The 22,046-nt window shown below is 49.7% G+C and carries 17 protein-coding genes and 1 pseudogene; 11 read left to right on the top strand and 7 right to left on the bottom strand.

Annotated elements, in window-relative coordinates; all coding sequences use genetic code 11:
• The first annotated feature begins 15 nt into the window (after positions 1–15).
• The 7 genes from ACFPOF_RS22265 (at position 16) to ACFPOF_RS22235 (ending at position 12,167) form a co-directional block, all read left to right on the top strand.
• Positions 16–1,791, top strand: a complete 1,776-nt coding sequence (locus ACFPOF_RS22265; protein WP_378136739.1) for a sensor histidine kinase — start codon at positions 16–18, stop codon at positions 1,789–1,791.
• A gap of 9 nt (positions 1,792–1,800) precedes the next feature.
• A complete protein-coding gene (locus ACFPOF_RS22260) occupies positions 1,801–3,423 on the top strand; it encodes a response regulator transcription factor (protein ID WP_378136737.1) in 1,623 nt (540 codons plus the stop codon).
• A gap of 221 nt (positions 3,424–3,644) precedes the next feature.
• Positions 3,645–4,550 (top strand): ABC transporter permease, encoded by a 906-nt coding sequence (locus tag ACFPOF_RS22255; protein ID WP_378136735.1) that lies wholly within the window; start codon positions 3,645–3,647, stop codon positions 4,548–4,550.
• A gap of 17 nt (positions 4,551–4,567) precedes the next feature.
• Positions 4,568–5,446, top strand: a complete 879-nt coding sequence (locus ACFPOF_RS22250) for a carbohydrate ABC transporter permease (RefSeq protein ID WP_378136733.1) — start codon at positions 4,568–4,570, stop codon at positions 5,444–5,446.
• 64 nt (positions 5,447–5,510) lie between these two features.
• On the top strand, positions 5,511–7,247 hold the full coding sequence (locus ACFPOF_RS22245; RefSeq protein ID WP_378136731.1) for a type 2 periplasmic-binding domain-containing protein: 1,737 nt from the start codon (positions 5,511–5,513) through the stop codon (positions 7,245–7,247).
• An 80-nt stretch (positions 7,248–7,327) separates the two neighbouring features.
• Positions 7,328–9,946 (top strand): alpha-amylase family protein, encoded by a 2,619-nt coding sequence (locus tag ACFPOF_RS22240; protein WP_378136729.1) that lies wholly within the window; start codon positions 7,328–7,330, stop codon positions 9,944–9,946.
• Between the two features lie 31 nt (positions 9,947–9,977).
• Positions 9,978–12,167, top strand: coding sequence for a beta-galactosidase (locus ACFPOF_RS22235; protein WP_378136727.1), 2,190 nt, complete (start codon positions 9,978–9,980; stop codon positions 12,165–12,167).
• A gap of 86 nt (positions 12,168–12,253) precedes the next feature.
• On the opposite strand, the pseudogene ACFPOF_RS22230 reads toward ACFPOF_RS22235, so the two are convergent.
• A pseudogene (locus ACFPOF_RS22230) lies at positions 12,254–12,427 on the bottom strand (low molecular weight phosphatase family protein); the annotation flags it as partial.
• Between the two features lie 115 nt (positions 12,428–12,542).
• Between ACFPOF_RS22230 and ACFPOF_RS22225 the strand changes: the two are divergent.
• Positions 12,543–13,139, top strand: coding sequence for a YhcN/YlaJ family sporulation lipoprotein (locus ACFPOF_RS22225; RefSeq protein WP_378136725.1), 597 nt, complete (start codon positions 12,543–12,545; stop codon positions 13,137–13,139).
• Positions 13,140–13,318: 179 nt separating this feature from the next.
• On the opposite strand, the gene ACFPOF_RS22220 is transcribed toward ACFPOF_RS22225, so the two are convergent.
• On the bottom strand, positions 13,319–13,543 hold the full coding sequence (locus tag ACFPOF_RS22220; protein ID WP_019422432.1) for a helix-turn-helix domain-containing protein: 225 nt from the start codon (positions 13,541–13,543) through the stop codon (positions 13,319–13,321).
• A 350-nt stretch (positions 13,544–13,893) separates the two neighbouring features.
• Between ACFPOF_RS22220 and ACFPOF_RS22215 the strand changes: the two genes are divergently transcribed.
• On the top strand, positions 13,894–14,877 hold the full coding sequence (locus ACFPOF_RS22215; protein WP_378136723.1) for a 2-hydroxyacid dehydrogenase: 984 nt from the start codon (positions 13,894–13,896) through the stop codon (positions 14,875–14,877).
• Positions 14,878–15,290: 413 nt separating this feature from the next.
• On the opposite strand, the gene ACFPOF_RS22210 is transcribed toward ACFPOF_RS22215, so the two are convergent.
• From ACFPOF_RS22210 to ACFPOF_RS22195, 4 genes are all read right to left on the bottom strand, one after another.
• Positions 15,291–15,551 carry a hypothetical protein gene (locus tag ACFPOF_RS22210; RefSeq protein WP_378136721.1) on the bottom strand — a complete coding sequence of 87 codons (261 nt, stop codon included), beginning with the start codon at positions 15,549–15,551 and terminating at the stop codon, positions 15,291–15,293.
• A gap of 76 nt (positions 15,552–15,627) precedes the next feature.
• Positions 15,628–16,458, bottom strand: coding sequence for a sugar phosphate isomerase/epimerase family protein (locus tag ACFPOF_RS22205; RefSeq protein WP_378136720.1), 831 nt, complete (start codon positions 16,456–16,458; stop codon positions 15,628–15,630).
• The gene (locus ACFPOF_RS22200; protein ID WP_378136718.1) at positions 16,442–17,437 is read right to left on the bottom strand and encodes a Gfo/Idh/MocA family protein; all 996 of its coding nucleotides are present in this window, start codon (positions 17,435–17,437) and stop codon (positions 16,442–16,444) included. The genes ACFPOF_RS22205 and ACFPOF_RS22200 overlap by 17 nt, the downstream gene beginning before the upstream one ends.
• A gap of 118 nt (positions 17,438–17,555) precedes the next feature.
• The gene (locus ACFPOF_RS22195; RefSeq protein ID WP_378136716.1) at positions 17,556–18,368 is read right to left on the bottom strand and encodes a helix-turn-helix domain-containing protein; all 813 of its coding nucleotides are present in this window, start codon (positions 18,366–18,368) and stop codon (positions 17,556–17,558) included.
• Between the two features lie 166 nt (positions 18,369–18,534).
• Between ACFPOF_RS22195 and ACFPOF_RS22190 the strand changes: the two genes are divergently transcribed.
• Both ACFPOF_RS22190 and ACFPOF_RS22185 read left to right on the top strand, forming a co-directional pair.
• Positions 18,535–20,355, top strand: coding sequence for an ABC transporter ATP-binding protein (locus ACFPOF_RS22190; RefSeq protein ID WP_378136714.1), 1,821 nt, complete (start codon positions 18,535–18,537; stop codon positions 20,353–20,355).
• A gap of 13 nt (positions 20,356–20,368) precedes the next feature.
• A complete protein-coding gene (locus ACFPOF_RS22185; protein ID WP_378136712.1) occupies positions 20,369–21,718 on the top strand; it encodes a DRTGG domain-containing protein in 1,350 nt (449 codons plus the stop codon).
• A gap of 19 nt (positions 21,719–21,737) precedes the next feature.
• Here the strand turns inward: ACFPOF_RS22185 and ACFPOF_RS22180 are convergent, their stop codons facing one another.
• The gene (locus tag ACFPOF_RS22180) at positions 21,738–22,034 is read right to left on the bottom strand and encodes a YtpI family protein (RefSeq protein ID WP_378136710.1); all 297 of its coding nucleotides are present in this window, start codon (positions 22,032–22,034) and stop codon (positions 21,738–21,740) included.
• Positions 22,035–22,046: the final 12 nt, after the last annotated feature.

Here is a 22,046-nt window from a genome sequence, read left to right as displayed (position 1 = left end):
AGGATTTCGGACTGGATGAAAAGCGTTCAAAACTTCAGAACGAGCACGCGGAATTTGTTCTTCGGACTGAGAAAGAAGTTCATTTTGTTTAACGTTACGGTCGGCATTGTTTTTATCGCGGTGCTGAGCGCGCTGCTGTCGCAGTTTATGAAAAAACATACGATGGAAAACATCAACCAGTACGTCATGAGTCTTAATGTGCAAATCAGCAACAGCATCGATATGTACGTTGACGATATGCAGAAGGTGCTCATGATTCTTTCGGAAGATGTTAATCTTCCCGTCATCGCGGACCCTAAGTTTGTGGGCACATACGAGGGTTATGAAGCTTACAATCGATTTTACGACAATATTCGATCGTTGATATTTTTCAAGGGCTACAAATCGTTGTCCGTGGTACTATTCGACAAACAGGAAATATTGACGACGGATCTGACAGATGGTCAGGATTTCAAACATGTTCGTCAAGCGATGAATAGTAACGATTACAAGAAAATTACCAACTTCGAGCAATCGATGATGTTGCTCCCGGGGTTCTCACTGCTGCCAGACAAAGACCATAATACGCTATTCTCGCAAGCGATCAAGTTGTGGGGCAATTTTCCCGGAGAAAAAGACTTTATGATGCTCAGCGCTGATAAAAATCTATTTTCGAATTTCCTTAACGGGGTTAACAATAAAGCGTTCGATGATATTCTCATTACGACGGGGGACGGTCAAGTCATTTTCAGCTTGTACTCGAACATTTCTTCTTATGCTGAAATTCGCAATGAAGATATCGGAAGGTTGTCTTCCTTCGACACGCTTAATCTGAACGGCGGAAGCTTCTACGCCACGATTAATCATTCTGCAACGACGGATTGGTACGTCATCTCCTTGATTAGTAAAAACAAAATTGACCAACAGATCCTGAAATCACAAATGACGATTGTCGTGATCGGAATCGTGGTCATCATCATTCTGATCGTAGCCGTCAATTGGTTCGTGACGAGAAGCACAAGAGATTTGAAGCGCCTCTCCAAAATGATGAAGACGATCGAGAAGGACAATTATCAGATCCGGAGCGAAATCAATCGCAATGACGAGATCGGCGAACTGAGCCGCAGCTTTAATTCGATGGTGAAAAGCGTGCTGGAAAATCAGGTGTTACGCAAGGAAGCGGAAATCAAGAGCTTGCAAGATCAAATCAATCCCCACTTTTTGTATAACACGCTCGATACGATCAGTTCGCTCGCTCTCAAACGGGATCACGCACAAATCTATGAAACAGTAGAAAAGCTGGCAGACTTCTACCGCTACAATATGCGGATTGAAAGCAACGACCTCGTTGAAATCAGAACGGAAATTCAACACGTCCAAAACTATCTTGAAATTATTATGCTTCGTTATGGGAGCAGACTGTGTGTGGACTACGAAATAGACGATGCTGTTCTTGCCTTTAAAACGATCAGATTCACACTGCAACCTGTTGTCGAAAATTCAATCAAGCATGCGTTCAATGAAAAGTCTCATAACTACGTTATCAAGATCAAAGTGTTCGCTACGGAAAAAAATGTTCATCTGGAAGTGGCGGATAACGGAGTCGGCATCGATTCATCGCAGTTGTATGCGATAACGAATGCCATGAATGGGGAAAAACAGGCGCATTATCAAAAAGTTCGCGTCGGTGTCGGGCTGAATAATGTGAATCAGCGTTTTAAGCTGTTGTTCGGCAGCGATTACGGCATTTCGATCGAAAGCGAAAAGGGCAGCGGCACCAAAGTCATTATCATCAGTCCGAAAATCCTATGAGGTGCTCCCATGATCAAGGCAATGGTTGTAGACGATGAAGCGCTTATTCTGGAGAAGATCGTCTATTTATTGAGAAACAGCTCCGTTACATTCGAATCGATTATAGAAGCGGGGAACGGTCAAGAAGCGCTTCGATTAATCGCAGACGGCAACATTCCGGATCTCATTCTGACGGATATCAGAATGCCGATCATCAACGGGCTTGAACTGATTGAGAAGGTTAGAGCTGGCTATCCGAACATCCGGTTCGTTGTCATCAGCGGGTATGCCGAGTTCGAATATGCGGTTAAGGCGATGCAGTTTGGCGTTACCAGTTATGTATTGAAGCCTGTCAAGGCGCACGAACTGATTAAAGTCGTCGAGCAGTTGAAGAACGACATCGTTGCGACCAGGAAAGAGCTTGAAACCATGAAGCTTTCGGAAGCGGCCATAACAGAAAACAAACGTATTGTGTTCGAGAACATGCTATACGACTGGCTGACCAATCGGCAAAGCGACATAGAGTTAAGAGCAAGCTTGGAGCGGGTATGCGGCATTTTTAACTATGACGTCTATTTCGTGTCGGCGATTATGCTGCAGTCGAATCAGGAAGTATCCAAACACGAAATCATTGATGAAATGCGTGCGAGTATGACATGTTCAACGGACGGATGGTGGATCATGGAACATCCGTTCGGCACCCCCACTATTTATCTTATTTTCGCTGGAAGATCGGGAAGAGAACTCGCGCAAACAGCCACATGGCAAACAGAGAGAATTCACAAACGTCTTCAAGATGCATTTGGAATGGTCGCAACAGTCGGAATGGGCGATGTAGGAGATTTGAGAGCAGCTTACCGCAGCTCTAACGCCGCATTGAAGAAGCGGTTTGCATTTGGCATCGGCGGAAGTTATAGCTGCGATAAGGCATATGCGAACAATGGCGGGGCTTCGCAATCTTTCGTATTCAAAGTAAAGCTTGTAGAGCAACGTCTGGAAAACAGAAGTGGAGTCAAGGCGAAAGCGCTCTTACTCGAATTCGCGAATGAGGCGTTCGTCGAGCATGTTGTTGCGTATTTGGAAGAAACATCCATTGATTATCTTTTTAACGAATACGTTAATATGGTCATTCGTTATTGTCTCAAAAACAACATCGATTTTCTGGAAAAAATCGAACAGGAAGTATATTCAGGTAAGGTGTTGGACGGTCTGGATGACAATCATGCCGTCCTCAGGTTAATCACGGCTATGATTGATCGAATCTTTGACGAACTGGACGAATGGGGAGCCGGAAACGTTCGAAACGCGTCCGTTCAACTTTCGGTCATTGATAGCATTATTCGTTATATCGATCGAAACGTTCATGAAGAGGTTACGCTGCAGATGGTTGCAGCGAAGTTCACCGTTAACCCCTCTTATTTGTCGAGAGTATTCAAGGCGGCCACCGGCCAAGGATTCGTGAAATATGTAACTGGCAGGAAGATCGACAAAGCTAAGGCGCTGCTGGAAGACGGCGTCATGGATATTGCGGATATCGCGCATGGACTTGGGTTTTCCGATCAGCAGTATTTCAACAGGGTTTATAAGAAAACGACAGGTTTGACGCCAAATGAATCGCGAACGAAGAGTAAAAAAAGTCCAAGAAACACGTAAGAATTGTACAAGAACCAGCTACCGAAGTTGCAGTAAAGTAGAAGTATAAGGCAGGATAGAGACGAACTTGGCGGCATTAATGATGAAATCAAGGCAGACGGTAGGGGAGAGTGCGATTGGCGATCTAATTGATGATCGGCATACATTCTGCACCCACCTAAAAGAAAGCGCTTACATTTTATGTTGTATTTGAACTAATTCATAGAAGCAGGTGATTTCGTTTGAGTAAGCTTTATCGTCAGCGATGGCTGATCGCATTTACGCTGCCGGGTTTCATTTTCTTTCTGATCTTCTCCTATTTTCCGATGTACGGAGTCATTATCTCGTTCCAAGATTACGACGTCTTCAAAGGGGTATGGGGAAGCGGTTTCGTTGGCTTTGAAAATTATCGGACGTTGTTCGATATGCCAGATTTTATGAATGCTCTGAAAAATACGGTCGTCATCAGCTTGCTGAAACTTGTTATCCTTTTTCCGGCAACTGTTTTGTTTGCGCTACTCATTAACGAGATTAGATCCGGGTGGTTCAAGAAGCTGATTCAGACTACGTCCTACTTGCCGTACTTCGTCTCTTGGGTAATCGCCGCCGGGATTTGGTACAAGCTGCTGTCTATCGATGGCGGCGTGGTGAACAACTTCTTGATTGCGCTTGGCATTATCGACGAACCGTTTTATTTCGTCGCCGATCCGGACGCTTTTTATCCGCTCATTATTTTTACCGAGGCATGGAAAAACATGGGATTTAGCGCCATCATTTTCATTGCAGCGTTGTCCGCAATCGACCCTCAGCTTTACGAGGCTGCGAAAGTAGACGGGGCGAACCGCTTTAAGCAAATTTGGCATATTTCGTTGCCAGGTATTAAAAATACGATTGTGCTTCTGTTCATTCTGAATGTATCGGGTCTGATGAGAGCCGGGCAAGATCAGATGTGGACGATGTCCAACGTAACCGTCCAAAGTCAGGCAGAAATTCTTGATACGCTCGTCCTAAGATATTTGAAAGATATGGGGATGATGGGATATTCGATTGGTACGGCGATGGGGATTTTTCAAGCCTTTATCGGCCTTGGACTGTTCTTGTCCTGTAACTATCTGGCTAAAGCGCTGAAAAGCGATTCCATTATTTAAGTTCGGAGGTGCCGTGCATGAAAGTTCGCAAGTTTGAAGCGTTCCCTATCTTTAATGGTTTTCTGATGCTGGCTTTCGCTTTCCTATGCTTGTATCCGTTTTATTACGTGATGATCGTATCGCTCAATGATCCATTGGACGCACAGCGCGGCGGCATTTATTTGTGGATAAGAGACTTCTCTATTGAAAACTACAAAGCAATCTTTAAAACGGCGGAGCTTCTTGACGCTTACCGGATTACGTTGTTCAGGGTGTTCGTCGGTTCCATTCTTCACTTGCTGCTTACCGCGATGTTTGCCTTTGCGATGACGAAGAAACATTTCGTATTCCGAAAGTTTCTGAATTGGTGGATTTTGATCCCGATGTATTTCTCCGGAGGAATCATTCCGACTTACGTGATCATGGATATGTTAGGCCTGGTCAATAACGTTATGGTTTACGTGTTGCCCCATCTGCTGGCAACCTTCCATATTTTAATTGTGCGAACCTATTTGAATGAATTGCCGCCGGCGCTAGAAGAGTCGGCCGTCATCGACGGTGCGGGCGATCTCGCGGTATTCTGGAAAATCATCGTTCCGTTAAGCGCGCCGGTATTGGCGACGATCGCGTTATTCATCGGAGTATTCCATTGGAACGATTGGTTCACCGGTTTTACTTACATGACGAGCGAGAAGTTATGGAGCGCGCAAAACGTTCTGTTAAAAATCATTCAGACGAACGAAGCGTCCAACATCGCTTACATCTCCAAAATGAATTCGGGCCTCAGAGTGACAGTAACGGCGGAATCCGTGAAAATGGCTATGCTTGTCATTACGACACTCCCGGTCATCGTCGCTTATCCGTTCCTTCAGAAATACTTCGTCAAAGGCATGATGCTCGGTTCGGTGAAGGGGTAGGCTTTCTGACTGATATGAGTACCACATTGGTATTTATATAATATTGAAAAAGGGAGAGGTTTACATGAGAAAACGAAACAAGATCATGCTGCCGGTTTTGGCTGTAGCACTGCTTGCTACATCTGCGTTGGCCGGTTGCTCCAAGTCCGGCAATAACGCCGGCGAATCCAAGTCAGCGCAGACGCAATCGCCTTCCACTCCGTCTTCAAGCAACTCGCCATCGGAGGAGGCAGTAAAATTACCGGCCGAGCTTGTCGTATCTTCCTTCAACTGGGGATGGCCGACAGTCGACGAAGCACAGGACAGAATTGGACCAGAGCTTGAGAAGGCGCTAGGCTTCAAAGTTAAGTTAGATGTGATCAAAGCCGGAAGCTCTGATGAAGCGGACAAGAAGCTGCAGCTTTGGGCAGCGACTAAAGCAGCCGACATGCCGGACATTCTCATGACGACTAGTTCAACACTTGCAGCGCAAACGATCGATTCGCTGGGCAGAAACGGCATCTTGCTCGATTGGAATGAAATATTGGATAGAATGCCGACTTACAAAAGCCAAGTCGCGCAGTTTCTACCGATCAGTTCTGATGTGGAAACCGGCAAGCTGTTCCGCGTTCCGCAAAATTACGGATCGAACAAAGCATCAAAACCGGGAGCCGGCCCACTGATTAGAAAAGATTGGTTGGATAAGTTAGGTCTGCCGATTCCGAAGACAACGGAAGAACTGTACAATACGCTGATCGCTTTCAAAGACAAGATCAAGCTGCCGAATGGTCAGAAGGTCATCCCGTCCGTTGACTTCGGCGAGATGTTCTGGACCAACAAATATATGTTCGACAATCCGGCTTATTCCTTGGCCTCATCAGGAAATATTACGTTTGGTTTGAACGATTGGTTCACGGATAAGGATGGCAAAGCGAAACGTCATGATATGGAATTTACCGATAACCTGTTTGAATTCGTCAATTATTATAACAGACTTTATAAAGAAGGATTGATCGACAAGGAAAGCTTAACGATGAAGTACGGCCAGTTCGAGGAAAAGGTCGCGAGCGGTCGAGTCGGCCTATTCAGTACTTGGGGTTCGCACGTGATGACCGCGAACGATGCGATCTCAAGCAGCGATCCGAACGCGCTGTTCGTTGGCACGTACGTATTCGATCAAAAAACGAATCCGCAGTTAGACAGCGCTTATATTCGCAAAGGGATGCTCGGCGTCAGTTCCTATTGGATCGTGAAAAAGACTATCTCCGAGGAGAAGTTAAATGCACTGATCAAATATTTCGAATATACGATGGGCGACGAGGGCTGGAAACTTACGAACTACGGGCTGGAAGGCAAGGATTGGGAGTACGACGCTGATAAAAAGATCGTAGAGACGCAAGAAAGCATCGACAAGTTCAAAGGTAATTTGGGTGCGAAAATTCCTGAGGGAATCTGGTACTACAGTCCGTCGCCGAACTTCGATCTCACGGTTCAATATTATGCTCCGACTGCGTATGACAAGAGGGCGGATGTCGTCGAGACGTTAAAAAACATCGGCTACAAAGGTTTCGAGGACGCCGTGAATTACTCTTACATCACAGACCGAGCTGCTTATGTATTGCCTGGACCGATTGAAACGAAGAAAGGAGCAGGTTACGCAACCAGATGGAAGGATATGGTCGTTTCCGGTGTCCTGGCAAAATCTGAAGATGAAATCAAGCAAATTATCGCGAAGTGGCAAGAAACAGAAAGAAAGCTTGGTTATGAGGAAATTTCTGAAGAGAGAACGAAAAACTTGAACACTGTACCACCATTGGAATAATTCGGCTTCTGAGCGCAAGGAGTTTCTGCTGTTCCGCTGAGCAGAAACTCCTTTAAGTGATTACGAAAGAGGTGCCTAGCTTGACGAAAGATATGCGTGTAACGGGGGAATTCGATTGGAGCCTTCCCCGATTTCTTCCTTTGAAAATGGAAACGTTTTCAGGTTGTGTGACATTAAGCGCGGGGGGAGAAACCGTGCACTTAAGCGGCTCATTGTTCCGCGCTGAAGCCAGTGGAGAACTGACCACCAGTTGGAAGCAGGAGACATGCGGCGACGGATTCACAGTATTATCCCTAGAGCTTACAGTCGGGCGAAACGTAAGATTGGATCGGGTTTGTTGGATGCCCGGCATTTGGGAGAAAGTTGATGTCCGACTCGTTCATTCAACGGAGCTGCAGGACAACTTCCTGTTCCTGCGGAAGGGAAACATATCGTTTTTCCTTTCCTTGGATTATCCTGGGAGCCGAATATCGGAGGAAGGCATTTATTACGAACCTTTGGATGAATTAAAGTCCGGAGTTAGTTATGCCTGCCATACGTTAAGCATCGGGGCTTGCTCGTTATCCGGCGAGGTTAGCGGGGATTACGATCGTGCAGAGATTGAGGCTGTCAGTACTTACATTGAGCAGCGGTTTCCGCTGCGGTTCGAGAGACCAGTGTTCGGCACTACCTGCATTACGAATCGGATGACGGACGTGAGGGACGGAAGGGTGTTCTTCTCCATGTTCGACAACCCAACTCTAGCGTTGTCGCCGGAGATACTGGAACGAGAGATCGATCTATGTGCGGAAGCAGGCATCGAGTATTATCAAGTATTCGAGGGGGTGTTCGACTGGCCGGAAGACGATTCCATCGTCGGTGAGACTCTTCGACGGCTGGTTGCGTATGGTGCGGAACGCGGAGTTCGGATCGGCGATTACGTCCATCCTGGCGAACTTTATTGCCCACACTACAATTATGAGCAACGTTGTCTGGACCGACCGGAATGGCGCCAACTGGATGCCGAAGGCAAGAGAGGCCAGATGTGTCTCGGCAATAAAGCCTATGCTGAGTTTCTCCGCAGCAGGCTGGTCGAGCATAACCGCAAATATGGAGAACAAATGATTTGCTTGGACATGTTGTTTCTGTATCCTTGTTATGATCCAGACCATGGCCATCCCGTCGGCGACGTCTATCATCAAGTGCGCGGACTTGTTGAGCTGATGACGTCGCTGGCGGATTTGCATCCCGAGTATTTGATCTGGACGAATAGTGGCAACTGGCTGGAGTTGATGCCGAAGCTTGTCTGGTTTAATCCGAATATTTATTTAACTGATCCTCACGTTCGGGAATATACGCCTAACCTGAATATGTTGAAGTTCATGGGCGACACCAGAAGGGAACAGATGGTCAGCTTTCACAACTCCTATATGGTGCCTTACCGATTCTATTCGAATTGCGAGTACTATTACACCCGAAGCAGCAGAGTTGAAGACATCCAATATTTCGAATATAGTCTGCTTCAGGGATTGGCAGTAACGCCAAATTTGTATCTCGGGGAATGGAGGACGTTCCTCGATAGAGTTCCTTATGCTATGCGGGATTCGTGTGTCTCTTTCCTGCGGCAATGGCTGCTCTTCATTCGCACGAACTTCGAGTTGTGGAAGCATACGAAGCAGATCGGAGACAGTCCTGGCATTGGAGCGATGGAGGCATACGCGCATACGGACGGTCATCGCGGCTTCCTCTGTCTGATCAATGCTAATCCGTTTCCCGGCATGTTGACCATTCGCTTGGACGGCTCCATCGGATTAAAGGCGGACGCGACTGCTTGCTTCGACCTATACGAGATATACCCGCAGGAATGTCCGATTGCGGAACATCCACTTCCTTTTGCGGAATACGGAGAGATGATCGAATGCCAGATGCCTCCGCACAGCGTCCGCTATATCGAGATCAAACCTCACGTGAAACCGTTGGGATTGAAAGTGTTCGGTCTCCCGGCAGATGCGGAGAGGACGATGTCAGGATACCGGATGAAGCTGACGGCTCCGATCGGAAAGCATGTACCTCTGAAGCTGTTGCTTCCGGAGGGGGAGAACGTTGCTCAAGCTTCGGCGCGTCCCATTCCAATGGTACCGATGTTCACGTTTCCCACCCAAGCGCATTTTCTGGGACAGCAAGGGCACGTTGCTACTGTGGAAGTCGTGTTTCCAAGAACGACGGCTTCACGGGAACTTACACACTGGAAGGTCTTGCCCGGAGGCGTAGAGATTGTTCTTCCACAGCCGGGCTGCCCCTTTCTCGGCGGGTTGGTGTCGGGGGCTTATTCGGAAGAGTCGGACGTATGGCTCGATATCGAGCTGGGTTCATCCATCCCGGCTTTGGCGGTAGCGGTGAAACCGCATGAACTGAAAACGGAGGCTCCGGCACATTGGAACCGGGACAGCGGAACGCTGAAGCTGGAAACGGATATTCATCTGCCGTTCATCGAATGGGACGCCTTCGCTCCCGGATATGGAGCCGATACATTAATCGAGCTTGCGTTTGCCGATCCGGAGAGGGTCGGCCAAATTACCGCCACACTGAACGGGAAGGAGGTGGAGGTTCGGCGGTACGCCTATGCGACGAGAAAAGAATGGTGCACCTATTACATCGTGCTGACGGGAACGGCGGAAATCGGCAATACAAAGCTCGCGATAGAGATTCAATGGAAATGACATCTGGCAATTATTTTCGGAGGAAACGAGGATGAGAATAATGACAAAGCGTCAGGCAAGGATGAGAAAGCCATTCATTGGAATCATAGGAACTATGATCGCTATAGCAGTTATGGTGATGCCGCAAGCCGCCGGAGCCGTGGCCCTTCAGGCTGATCCGTTCCCTATCGGAGTAGGGGCTCCGCCGTATCCGGACCGTTATCAAGAGGATGCTATTTATACGGAGATGAAGGATTTCGGCGCGACGTTCGTCATGGGAGGCAACGGAGCGAATACTTTGGACAAAGTATCGAATCTGATGGACGCCACTTACAGGAACGGATTAAAAGCATTCAGTTACGACGACAGCCTTGACTTCAATCGTGCGAATATCAATCAATTAAACGGGGGCTCAGGTCTTTATGTATCGAGCACAAATCCTATCGGTCAGACGTTCACGTCGCCTTCTGGAAGCAACTGGCTGCTTTCGACGGTGACGTTGAACTTGGATCCGCGATATTGGGTGACGGGCGCCGACCTGACAATGACGCTGTATGAATTCGGCACGCCATCCAGCCCCCGCGGCCTGCAGCTCGGCAGTTACACGATTACGGCCGCCCATGCTGTCGCCCAGCCAGCTTTTATTCTCAACAAATACCTTCAATCTGGACATTCCTACTATTTGGAGCTAACGAGTACGGCTTCTTGGGGCGTCGGGTGGGTGAGCTATACGGCAAATTCCGCTTCTTACGGAGGTGGTACGGCCTATGAGAATCGGGTCGCCGGAGGCGGAGACCTATACTTCAAAATGAATTTCTCGCAATATGCATACGAGGATAACGGCAGACCTTCTGACAGCGTTATCGACAATATAGCGGATCATTTCAAGACGCATCCCGGCCTGTTCGCCCATTTCGTCAATGACGAACCTTCCGGCCAGAAGTTCGCGCGGCTGCAGGCGATGATCGAGCGCTTCAGACTGAAGGACCCGGGTCACGGTACCTATGTCAATCTTTTTCCCACATACGCTTCGAACTTCCAAATCGGAATGGATCAGGCACAAGGGGAATACGTGACGCCGACCCAATCTCTGGGCCAAAAATTCAAGACGAATTCAAAAACCTCCTATATTTCTGCCATGCAACTCAATATCGATAGCAGCCAGTGGGAGTCCAATGAATATCTTTCTCTCAAGCTATGGGATTCGCCAGCCAAGAACACTTTGATCGCTCAAAGCCCGAATTATGCGAAACCAGCAAACAACCGACCACAGTTTGTCCTGAACGCTACGGTCAGTCCCAATACGTCGTACTTTGCCGAGCTTGTTCATGCTGGTGGTGGCAATGGGATAGTCGGATGGGTAGTGAGATCTGTGCTCGGAACGAAATATTACAAAGACGGACAAGCCTATGTGAACGGGAACCCCATCAATTCAGATTTCTGGATGACGATTAACCAGAACATCAGTACCCTGTACGAGGATTATGTATACAAATGGGTAGCGACTGAGCCAGATGTTCTCAGCTTCGACCATTATCCGTTCAGGGTCGGGGGCGGCGTAACCACGGATTATTTCACGAATCTGGAAGTTGTTCGCAGGCAGTCGCTCCTCGGACAGGTAGAATTCTGGGCGTATCTGCAGTCACAAGGAGAACCGGGCTATCTCAGAGTGCCCAACCAGCATGAAATGCGTTTTCAGATTTATACGAATCTGGCGTACGGAGCCAAAGGACTGCAATATTTCATGTATTGGAACGTGGACCCGGCGGAGACGAGCTTTACGAGCGGTATTCTGGACCACAACGGGAACAAAATTATGGCCCCGGACGGTTTGAACACGATGTACGAATACGATAAACAAATCAACCAAGAGGTATTGAAGCTCGGGCCGACGTTGAAAACACTGACTTCCCAAGCAGTATATCATACGGGAACGTTGCCTGCGGACACGACGGCGCTGCCTGCGAGTTTTTTCCTGAAGCCCGATAATGCGGCAGATCCGCTCCTAATCGGCTATTTCACGGATGCCAACGATCGCAAATTTGTCCTCGTGGTGAACAGGGATACAGTTAATCCCCGAACGGTTTCTTTCACGCTTTCGCCGAAACCGTCCACAGTTAAAGAGATTTCTAAGTCCAACAGCACAGAGACGGCAACGAATTACAACAGCTCGACCGGACAAATGTCGGCCTCCTTCACTCCAGGCGAAGGCAAACTATTCGCGCTTCCTAGCGGTTATTAGGCGAGTTTTGGCTTTCCGAAGCAGAAAAGGTATAGCAGGGCTATCGCAAAAAGCTGCAGATCCATTTGGTCTGCAGCTTTTTGCAATTACTGAACTTCCTGAACAAAATGCTCGATTCTTGCTTTAATGGCATCCCGGAAGAGTCGGAAATGATTCATGATTTCGTCTTCGGTCCCTGTAGCCATGGCCGGAACGTCGAATCCCCAATGCCACTTGATCACGTCTAGATTTGAAATGATCGGGCAATGCTCGTCGGCGTGGCTACGGGTGATACTTGATTCGTTGTGCATATTCCGAAATGTCGGAGCGCAAGCTATGCATTGGCGAAGCGTTCGCCAATTTCCATACGGCAACGAACAAGGGGGCATACAACAAATGAAGATCAAACGCGCCGGAACGTTTACCACGTGCATGTTAATAGCATTGGCTTTCGCGCTTTCGGGATGCATGGGAAAGACGGGAGATCTCGGCAACAAAAATATTCGCCCGAACGCAATCGGCAACGGCATGCAGTCGAAGTTCGCGAACGATAGTGACAACGAGCGAAACCGAATATACGGGAAACAGCGCGTCAACAACAACATTGTCGGCATGCATGACAACTCGCATCTCCAGCTTGGAGAGCAAGTCGCCGCGAAAATCGCGAAGATGCCCGGAATCGACAAGGCTTACGTCATGATTACGGAACATAATGCATACGTAGCCGTTAAGGAGAAAGCCCCGGGAGCAGCGAGAGCGCATCGCGTTGAATCGATGCAAGCGAAGAAAGACAAAATCGCGGATTTAGTCAGGGCATCATCGCCGTCCACCGAGAACGTATTCGTATCCGCGAATCCGGAATTCGAAAGCCGGATGGCAGGTTACGCAGCCGATGTGCGCATGGGGCATCCGCTTCAGGGGTTCCTAAGCGAGTTCAACGCGCTTGTCGAGCGGGTGTTTCCGGGGCCTTCTGGCAGCAGCCGCAACAAATAGTCTCGTGCATTCGCTCTCACGCAAAAAAAGCCGCAAGCAACGGGTAGCCCCGTTGCTTGCGGCTTTTTTGCGTGCTGGGTGGCTCCACACAACTCAAAAAGCCTTCTCTCCGCCCCCGGTCCGGCAGCGAAAAAGAAGGCTTGCGCCAACGATGAAGCGGCAATGAGCGTGCGACTGCTTTAGATCTTTAGCTCCCCGAGCTTAATAAGCTCGACAACCGCTTGCGAACGACCTTTGACATTCAGCTTTTGCATCACATTCGAGATGTGGTTGCGGACCGTTTTCTCGCTGATAAACAACTGCTGCGCAATGTCGCGGGTCGTCTTATCCTGCACGAGCAGTTCGAAGACTTCGCGTTCCCGATTGGTGAGTAGGAATTTGCTCTTGTGGTCGCTGCCTTTCAACGTTTGTCACCCCTCCTTGCCCGGGAATGTGTGATTACAAGGTATAGGGATACAGTCAACTTTATCATATGAAAGGGGTTTTCCGGTGGTGCGGAGGTCCAAGAAAATGGGCTGATGCACTTTATCGCCTTTGGTTTGAATTCAAAATGCATCATGCATCATCATGTACATGAGGGAATGTGAATCCTCAGAACGAATGATGAACATTCCAATTCAGGTTGAATTGAGTAGCTTAAGGCTAGATCAGTTATTCGAACGATCCCGTTCGTGTTTTGTATATTCGCATAAGTATATAGTAAACTATCTAAAACCTCTGCTCTGGCAAAAGTCATTTGGAAGGTATGGTTGATATGAAACCAAAAGTGTACGTTACAAGACAAATCCCGGATGAAGTGTTAGCCATGATTCGGCAGACCTGCGAGGTGCGCGTATGGTCAGAGAGCGATGTGCCGGTGCCGCGCGATGTGTTGGAACGAGAGATTGCCGATGTTGAAGGTTTGTATTGTTTATTGACTGATCAGGTCGACGAGGCTCTATTAGAGCGGGCTCCCCGATTAAAGGTAGTGAGTAATATGGCAGTCGGATACAACAACATTGATGTGGAGGCTGCGACACGACGCGGTATCATGGTGACCAATACACCTGATGTACTGACGGAAACAACAGCAGACCTTACTTTCGCGCTGTTGATGGCCACAGCACGGCGGCTGCTGGAGGCTTCGGAATACTTGCGCAGAGGAGCTTGGCGGACTTGGTCTCCCATGTTGCTGACGGGTCAAGATGTATTTGGCTCCACCCTCGGCATTATTGGGATGGGGCGAATCGGGGAAGCGGTGGTCAGGCGTGCAAAGGGATTTAACATGAATGTGCTGTATTGCAACCGCACACGAAAGCCAGTGGCGGAAGAAGCTTACGGGATTCGATACACCGATATGAACGAGTTGCTTCGTCAATCAGACTTCGTCTGTGTGCTGGCCCCTTATACGCCGCAGACACATGATTTGATTGGTGCGGCAGAGTTGCGCCAGATGAAACCGACAGCTGTGCTTATCAATACCGCCCGTGGCGGGATTGTCAATGAGGATGCCTTGTACGAAGCGCTGCGAGACGGCACGATCTGGGCCGCCGGCCTGGACGTATTCGAGCGTGAGCCGGTTGTCCCCGACCATCCGTTGTTGACTTTGCCAAACTTGGTCAGTTTGCCACACATCGGCAGCGCCAGTGTTGCAACGCGTATCAAGATGGCGAGCTTGGCCGCTAATCAATTGATCGATGCAATGTCTGGACATCGTCCGGCTCATCTGGTGAATCCGAGCGTAAAGGAAATAAACTAAGCCATCTTTTCGCTGCCGGACCATGGGCGTAGAGAAGGCTTTTTGATGTGTAAGTTCAGCGAAATTAAAAAACCAGCGATGCATTTAAGTCATCGCTGGTTCTAAAGGGCAAATGAGATTTCCATGATTTCAAAATCAGTTTTGCATTTGGCTTTTAACATAAAATCAATGCCCAATATGCCGTCAAAGCCGTAGGATTCTTGAATCGATCCGAGTTGAATAGGAAAATCATTTAATGCGATGTTTTCAATATGAAGTTCTGAGATCAATTGCTCGTAGCAAATTTCACACATCGGTGTCAAAAACCGTTGCGGCACATCCGGTATCAAGCAGGACGTTGGACAACAGGACGGATTGACCCTTATGGGTTAAGGTCAAAGTAACAATCGGCAAGCCGTGCTGAAGAACGATCTTCATGTCTGTTGCCGCACGCCTGAGAAGAACTCTTCAACCACTTCTACATCGTTTCGGCTCGTATGGAATACATAAAGCTCACGTGACGGATGCAGCTTGTGAAATTGCTTGTACCCATTCCATGCTTCTTGTGGGTTTTCGTAATCCTGTATAACCGCCATTTCCTCTAATAGACGCACACGATCATTGGAGCTTGCTTTCAACGCTTCAACTAATACAAAACGACTCGGATGGGATTCGGCAATTTCTACCCATTTCATCGGCATCACCTCGCCTGTCATTCCATTTTAATAAATTATAGCATATGAAAATGACATGGGAGGAAGATTATGAGTCTTACCGAGCCCCGCCGCCAATGATCACATCAAGATGACGGGAAGTGTCATAGACGAGTTGAAGCGGATCGGTCGCATAGATGCCCAGTTCGGCGGTAAGCGTGTCCGTGTAACCGATGTCCTGCAGCGCCTGTCGAACGGCGTGCCAATTGACGTCCCCGGCGAGCAGGGAGACGAAGCCGTGACCGTTGCCTACTGAGGTTAGGAAGTCTTTGACATGGATTTTGAATATGCGCGAACCTAGTATTCGAATCCACTGTTCGGGATAACCGTAAAGCAGCACGTTGCCGACATCGAAATAGACGCCAACGTGAGCGGAACCGATTTTGTCCACGTATGCGGCCATTTCGAGCGGAGACAGCAAAAATTTGTTCCATACGTTCTCGATACCGATGCGCGTATGACGCTTTTCCGCTTCGGGCGCAAGCAGTTGGAGCTCATGCTGGCTGCGTTCATAACATTGGTCGTACGAAGTTTCCGGGTTGACCGATCCCGGGACGACAAGTACGGTATCGATGCCGAGAAGCTCGGCCAGCTCCAACTGTTTGATCACAACCTTGCGGCCTTGTGCGCGAACTGACGCGTCTGCCGAGGATAGAGGATTTTGCCACAACAGCCCCGTCGACAAGCTGCGCAATTGAAGGCCATAATCCCGCGCCAACCGTCCGACTTTCTCCGCTTCTGCAGCGGTTGTATCCATCGTGAACCCGATACCGCCGGGCTCGTATAAGTTGAGTTCGACCGCGTCGTATCCGGCTTCGCTGCTGATGGCGAAAATTTTTTCCAGCGACGTATCCGGCTTGAAGCACCATTGATTAATTGATTTTAGCAAAAGGCTCTCTCCTTCCGGGAACGACCGGTTTGCCGATGGCGGCTGATTCATTCGCGGCCAATGTGACGGCTAAAGTGTCGGCAGCATCGGAATAATCGCCCAAGAGCAGATCGGGCTTGTTGAAGCGAATCGCTTCGACGAATGTTTTGTTTTGCTCGTAATAGAAATCGACTTCCGACGTTTCGGTCAAATCTTGATGCTCGTCCTTAATGCGCAATGTCGCACCTGAGATCGCAAGGTAAAAGTCATGGCCGAAAAATTCGACCCCGCTGCGTCCGGCGTATTTTCCGAGAGAACTGCTCGTAATATTGCCGATCGCTCCCGACTCCAATCTGAAAGAGACGGTTCCGACATCGTAGGCCGTAGCGTCGGGATAGATGTTACGGATGTATCTTTGCTCATGAATGGCGTTCACTTCTGCAAAATCTCCCGCCAAATAACGGATCAAATCAAGCTGATGCGTGGACTGTTCGACGAGCTGTCCGCCGGATTGTTCCAGCATCCTCCACCATCTCACGCCCGGCATCCCTTCAACACGATAAGCAAGCACCAAGTCTACCTGCTTATCGGCCAAATAGGCTTTCGCTTTTGCCACAATATCCAAATAACGCAAACAGTAGCCGGAAGTGTGAATAATACCGGATTCGCGAATGACACGTTCTTTCTGCCGGACTTCGTCCATGCTTAAACCGACCGGCTTCTCCGACAGCAGGTGAATGCCTTGACTTGCCGCCGCTTCTTCGATGCCCGACCGTGCAAAAGGAGGAGTACATACGAATAAAGCGTCGATTTCGCCTGAATGAATCAACTGCTCGTAACTCGCGAAAGATTGGGCGCCGTACTTTTCAGCCACTTCTTGGGACCGAATTTGATCGATATCGTACACTGCCGTGACCTGGGCATGCTCAATTCTGCGTAATGTCTGAATATGATGCTCCGCCATGCCGCCAACCCCGATAAAACCAAATCTGACCGTCATTGCCATGCTCCTCTCCGAATTCCGAATCGGACGATGATCCGCTTCGTTACACCTAGAAGAATAGGATATTCGGGAGAGCCTGTCGTTATTGGAATCCGGTCATTATTTACGCAAAACGCTACGAATCCGCCGTGTCGGCGGGAAACCATCCAAGCCGCTGCTGCTTGCGCCATTCGGAGGGAGATATGCCTTCCGTCTGTTTGAACCATTGGGAGAAGGAGTGCAGCCGAGTAAACCCGATCCGTTCCGCGATGTCCTTCAGGTCTTTGTCCGCAGAGCTCAGCAGCCATTTGGCTTCCGTCATCCGGCATTGCTGTTGATAATGTTTCGGACTCATATGGTAGATTTGCTCGAATAATCGGCGAAAACCCGCCTCGGACAAACCGGCGAGGGCGGCAATGCTCGATATTTGTACCCGCTGCTGCAAATTCTCGCGGATATAATCGGCGGCGCTCGTAATCGTTAGCGTCTGCTGGTTTTTCCGAGAATGCTCCAGCAAGAACAACAGAATGACTTCCGTCCAGGCGATAGAAGTCAGACGTTGTTCTTTCACGTGAGAAATCTGAATTCTCAGCCACTCGCGGTAAAGGCGTTCGAATCGTTCCTTATCAAGACGGGATAAGAAAAAAATAGCGGGCTTATTGTCGCAGGCAAAATGGGACAGTAGTTTCTTCATGTCGGAAGGGATGCTTGCCAGATGAATAACCGCATAACGATTGTAGCCGAAGCCTTCATAACGATGATCGACCCACTCGGGAACGATGGCAAGTTGGCCGGCTTCCAGATATTGTTTGCCATCCGGCCATTCGACCAATCCGCGCCCCTCAAGGAGAATACTGATCTCCAGCGTCATATGGTTGTGAAAACCGACGTCCTGCCAATCGCAATCCCGCGTGCTGATGAAACTTCGATTCAGAAATTCAGTTTCCATGCGACTCACTCCCCGGCCCCAGACAAGTGTCTACTCGGATACTAAATCAACTTTGGAATGAAGTAAATAATGGAATGAATTCGACAGTTTCGACTGTTTACATGCGGGTGAATATGTACGACAATGAACGAGGTTTACATATTCGCAAGTTCAGGAGGAACAAACTATGCAAACGGCGACAACCGCTTCTCCGGATCACGGCAAAAGCCGGTTAGACCCGCCCTACAACTTCGAGCACCTGTTGAACGACGATTCGTTGACCGAGCGCAAACCGATCCGATTGCTTTTCTTGTTGTATCGCGACAATTGGACGAAACTGGCGTTATCCATGATGTATTTCCTGATCAAACATTCGCCGATATACGTGCTGCCGATCGTGACGGCGAACCTGATCAACATTGTGACGAAATCGGGCGAACTCGGCATGAGGGAAATTTGGTGGAACGTCGCCGTCCTCGGCGTCATTATCGCGCAAAATATACCGACGCACGTGTTGCACATCCGCTATATGAGCAAGGCGATTCGTTATGTCGAAGCAGGGCTACGCAGCACGCTCGTACGAAAGCTGCAAAGGCTGTCCATGTCCGCGCACGGGGAGCTTGCCGCCGGCAAGCTGCAAACGAAAGTGTTGCGGGACGTTGAAGCGATCGAATTTCTATCGAAACAGATCATGTTGTCCGTTCTTCCCGCGATTATTAGCGTCATCGTCGCTATCTGCATTACGTCGTCCCGGAACGTGCTTGTTATGGGCTTTTTCGCGTTGACGATTCCGCTCGCGCTGTTTTTCGTTTCGTTTTTCCGCAAAAAAATCCATCGAACGAACAACGAATTCCGCAAGCAGATCGAAACGATGTCCGGTCAAGTGTCGGAGATGGTCGGCATGATGCCGGTTACGAGAGCGCACGGACTCGAACAGACCGAGATCGAGAAGATCGATGGGACGCTGAAGAAGTTGAGTGCAAAGGGATATCGGCTTGACATCGTGGAAGCTTATTTTGGCTCCGCTGCGTGGGTCACGTTCCAACTGTTTCAAGTGCTGTGCCTCGGATTTACGATCGTTCTTGCTTACAAGGGTAAGATTCCGGTAGGCGACGTTGTGCTATATCAATCGTTCTTTTCCATGATTTTGAACTCAGTGTCTCAGCTTATCAACGTGTATCCTAACATCGCTAAAGGGTTCGAATCGATTTACTCGGTGACGGAAATTTTGCTGTCCAAAGATTTGGAAGCCTATCAGGGGAAAAGGCGGTTGAAGGCGGCAGACGGTCAATTCAAGTTCGAAGGCGTCGATTTCGGCTATCCGAACTCGGAACGGCACGTCTTGTCCAACTTCAACCTGGAAGTCAAAGCAGGCGAGAGCATTGCCCTGGTCGGTGCCTCCGGAGCCGGCAAGTCGACGGTGCTGAACCTCGTTATCGGCTTTAACCGACCGATCTCCGGCCGAGTTCTTGTCGACGGCATGCCGATGGATGAGTTGGACATGACAGCCTACCGGAAGCACCTGGCGGTCGTTCATCAAAGTACGGTTCTGTTCTCCGGTTCGATCCGAGAAAATATAACATATGGACTACCTTCGGTAAGCGACGAGAAGCTGGCGGAAGTGATCCGGATGACCCATCTGGAGGATGTCATTGCGCAATTGCCGAACGGGATCGATACTCAAGTCGGCGAGCATGGCGGCAAGCTTTCCGGAGGCCAGCGGCAACGTATCGCCATTGCACGCGCACTTATTCGCGACCCGAGGATCATTCTGCTCGACGAAGCGACTTCCGCTCTCGACAATGAGTCCGAATTTTTCGTGCAGCAAGCAATGCAGAAACTCGTCAAAGGACGGACAACCTTCATTGTAGCGCACAGGTTATCGACGATTAGAGACGCGGACCGAATCGTAGTGATGAAGCAAGGGCGCTGCGTCGAGATTGGCACTTACGAAGAGCTGATGGCTCGTCAAGGCGAGTTCTATCAGTTAAAAATGCTGCAAAATTAGAGGAGGATCGACCATGCCGGGCAACGATATTCCGACGAACGAGCCGACGAAACACGAGCTGCTGCTCCAGTATATCCGGGAGCTTCCGATCGGCACGAAAGTGCCGGTTCGCCAGATGGCGAAGGAACGCGGCGTGTCCGAAGGAACGGCTTACAGGGCGCTTAAGGAAGCGGAACAGCTCGGGCTCGTCAGCACGAAGGAAAGGATCGGAACGGTACGGGTCGACCGGAAACGCCGCAGCCATCCGGAGCAGTTAACGTTCGCGGAAGTGTTGGAAATCGTTCAGGGGCGGCTGCTCGGCGGGCAGGAGGGACTCGAGAAGACGCTTCACAAGTTTGTCATCGGGGCGATGGAGCTTGGGGAGATGATGGCTTACATCGACGCTGGCAGCCTCTTAATCGTGGGCAATCGGGAGAACGCGCATCGGGTTGCCCTGGAGCAAGGCGCAGGCGTGCTCATCACGGGCGGGTTCGGCACGAGCGACGAGGTCAGGGAATTGGCGAACGAGCGCAAGCTGCCGATACTGACATGCAAGCACGACACGTTCACTGTCGCTTCGATGATCAACCGTGCGATGTACGACCAGTTGATCAAACGTAAAATTATGATGATCGCGGATTTGCTTGACCCAAGTTCCGGCGCGCGTTCTCATGCCTTAAAACAATCCGCTCAGGTGGCGGATTTCCAGAGGCTGAGCAAAGAGACGGGCAACGGGCGTTTTCCAGTCCTGGACGAATGGAATCGGGTCGTCGGCATGATTACGTCCAAAGACGTTGTCGGTTCGCCTCCAGGCCAGCCGCTGGACAAGCTGATGACACGCAGGCCGATGACCGTTACGTTAAGCACGCCGGTCGCTTCCGCCGCCCACCGGATGGTGTCGGAAGGCATTGAACTGCTGCCCGTCGTCGATAGGCAAAGGAAGCTGGTCGGCACGATCAGCCGAGGAGAAGTTCTGCGCGCCATGCAGTATGCCAACCGGCCGGCGCATCTGGGAGAGACATTCGACGCGCTTATGTGGGGCGGATTCGAAGAGCAAAGGGATGCGGACAATCGGCCGTCCTATGCCGGGCTAGCAACGCCGCAGATGTCGGGTCCACTCGGCACAATCTCGGAAGGCGTGCTGACGACGCTAATGCAGCAAGCGGCCAGCAGAGCTGTTGAAGACTTGCGCAAGAGCGAGCATGTACTGGACAATATGACGACTTACTTCCTTCGCACTGTGCCGGTGGACGCAAGTTTAACGATCGTACCGTACATTATCGAAGCGAGCAGAAGATACGTGAAAGTGGAAGTGGAAGTATTGCACGAAGGGGAAGCGGTCGCGAAAGCGATGCTGACTGCACAAACGATCGACCCGGCTTGAGGCCGGGTCGATTGTTTGCTTATTGGGGTAGCCGGGAGAACTGTGCGTGGTTGCGCATGCCCGCGAACAGGTTAAACAAACCGAGCAGCATGAACACCGAGCCGACGACGACTCGCACCGACGAGCCGGTGAAAATAAACATTTGAATCAACGCAATGAAGATGAGCATGAGGCCCATGCTGATATTCATGCGCGAAGCGTACAAGCCGCTGTCGCGGCGATTGCCGGAACGGCGGGAACGGAAGCTGAAATAGGCGGACGAACAGCAGGTCGCGACGATCAAAATGCCGAAAACCCATTGCAAAACGGCAGTCATGGCAGCGAGCAA

Origin of the sequence: Cohnella soli (assembly GCF_042655525.1) — a bacterium.
GTDB classification, from domain to species: domain Bacteria; phylum Bacillota; class Bacilli; order Paenibacillales; family Paenibacillaceae; genus Cohnella; species Cohnella soli.
This window is presented reverse-complemented; position numbering and strand designations above follow the sequence as displayed.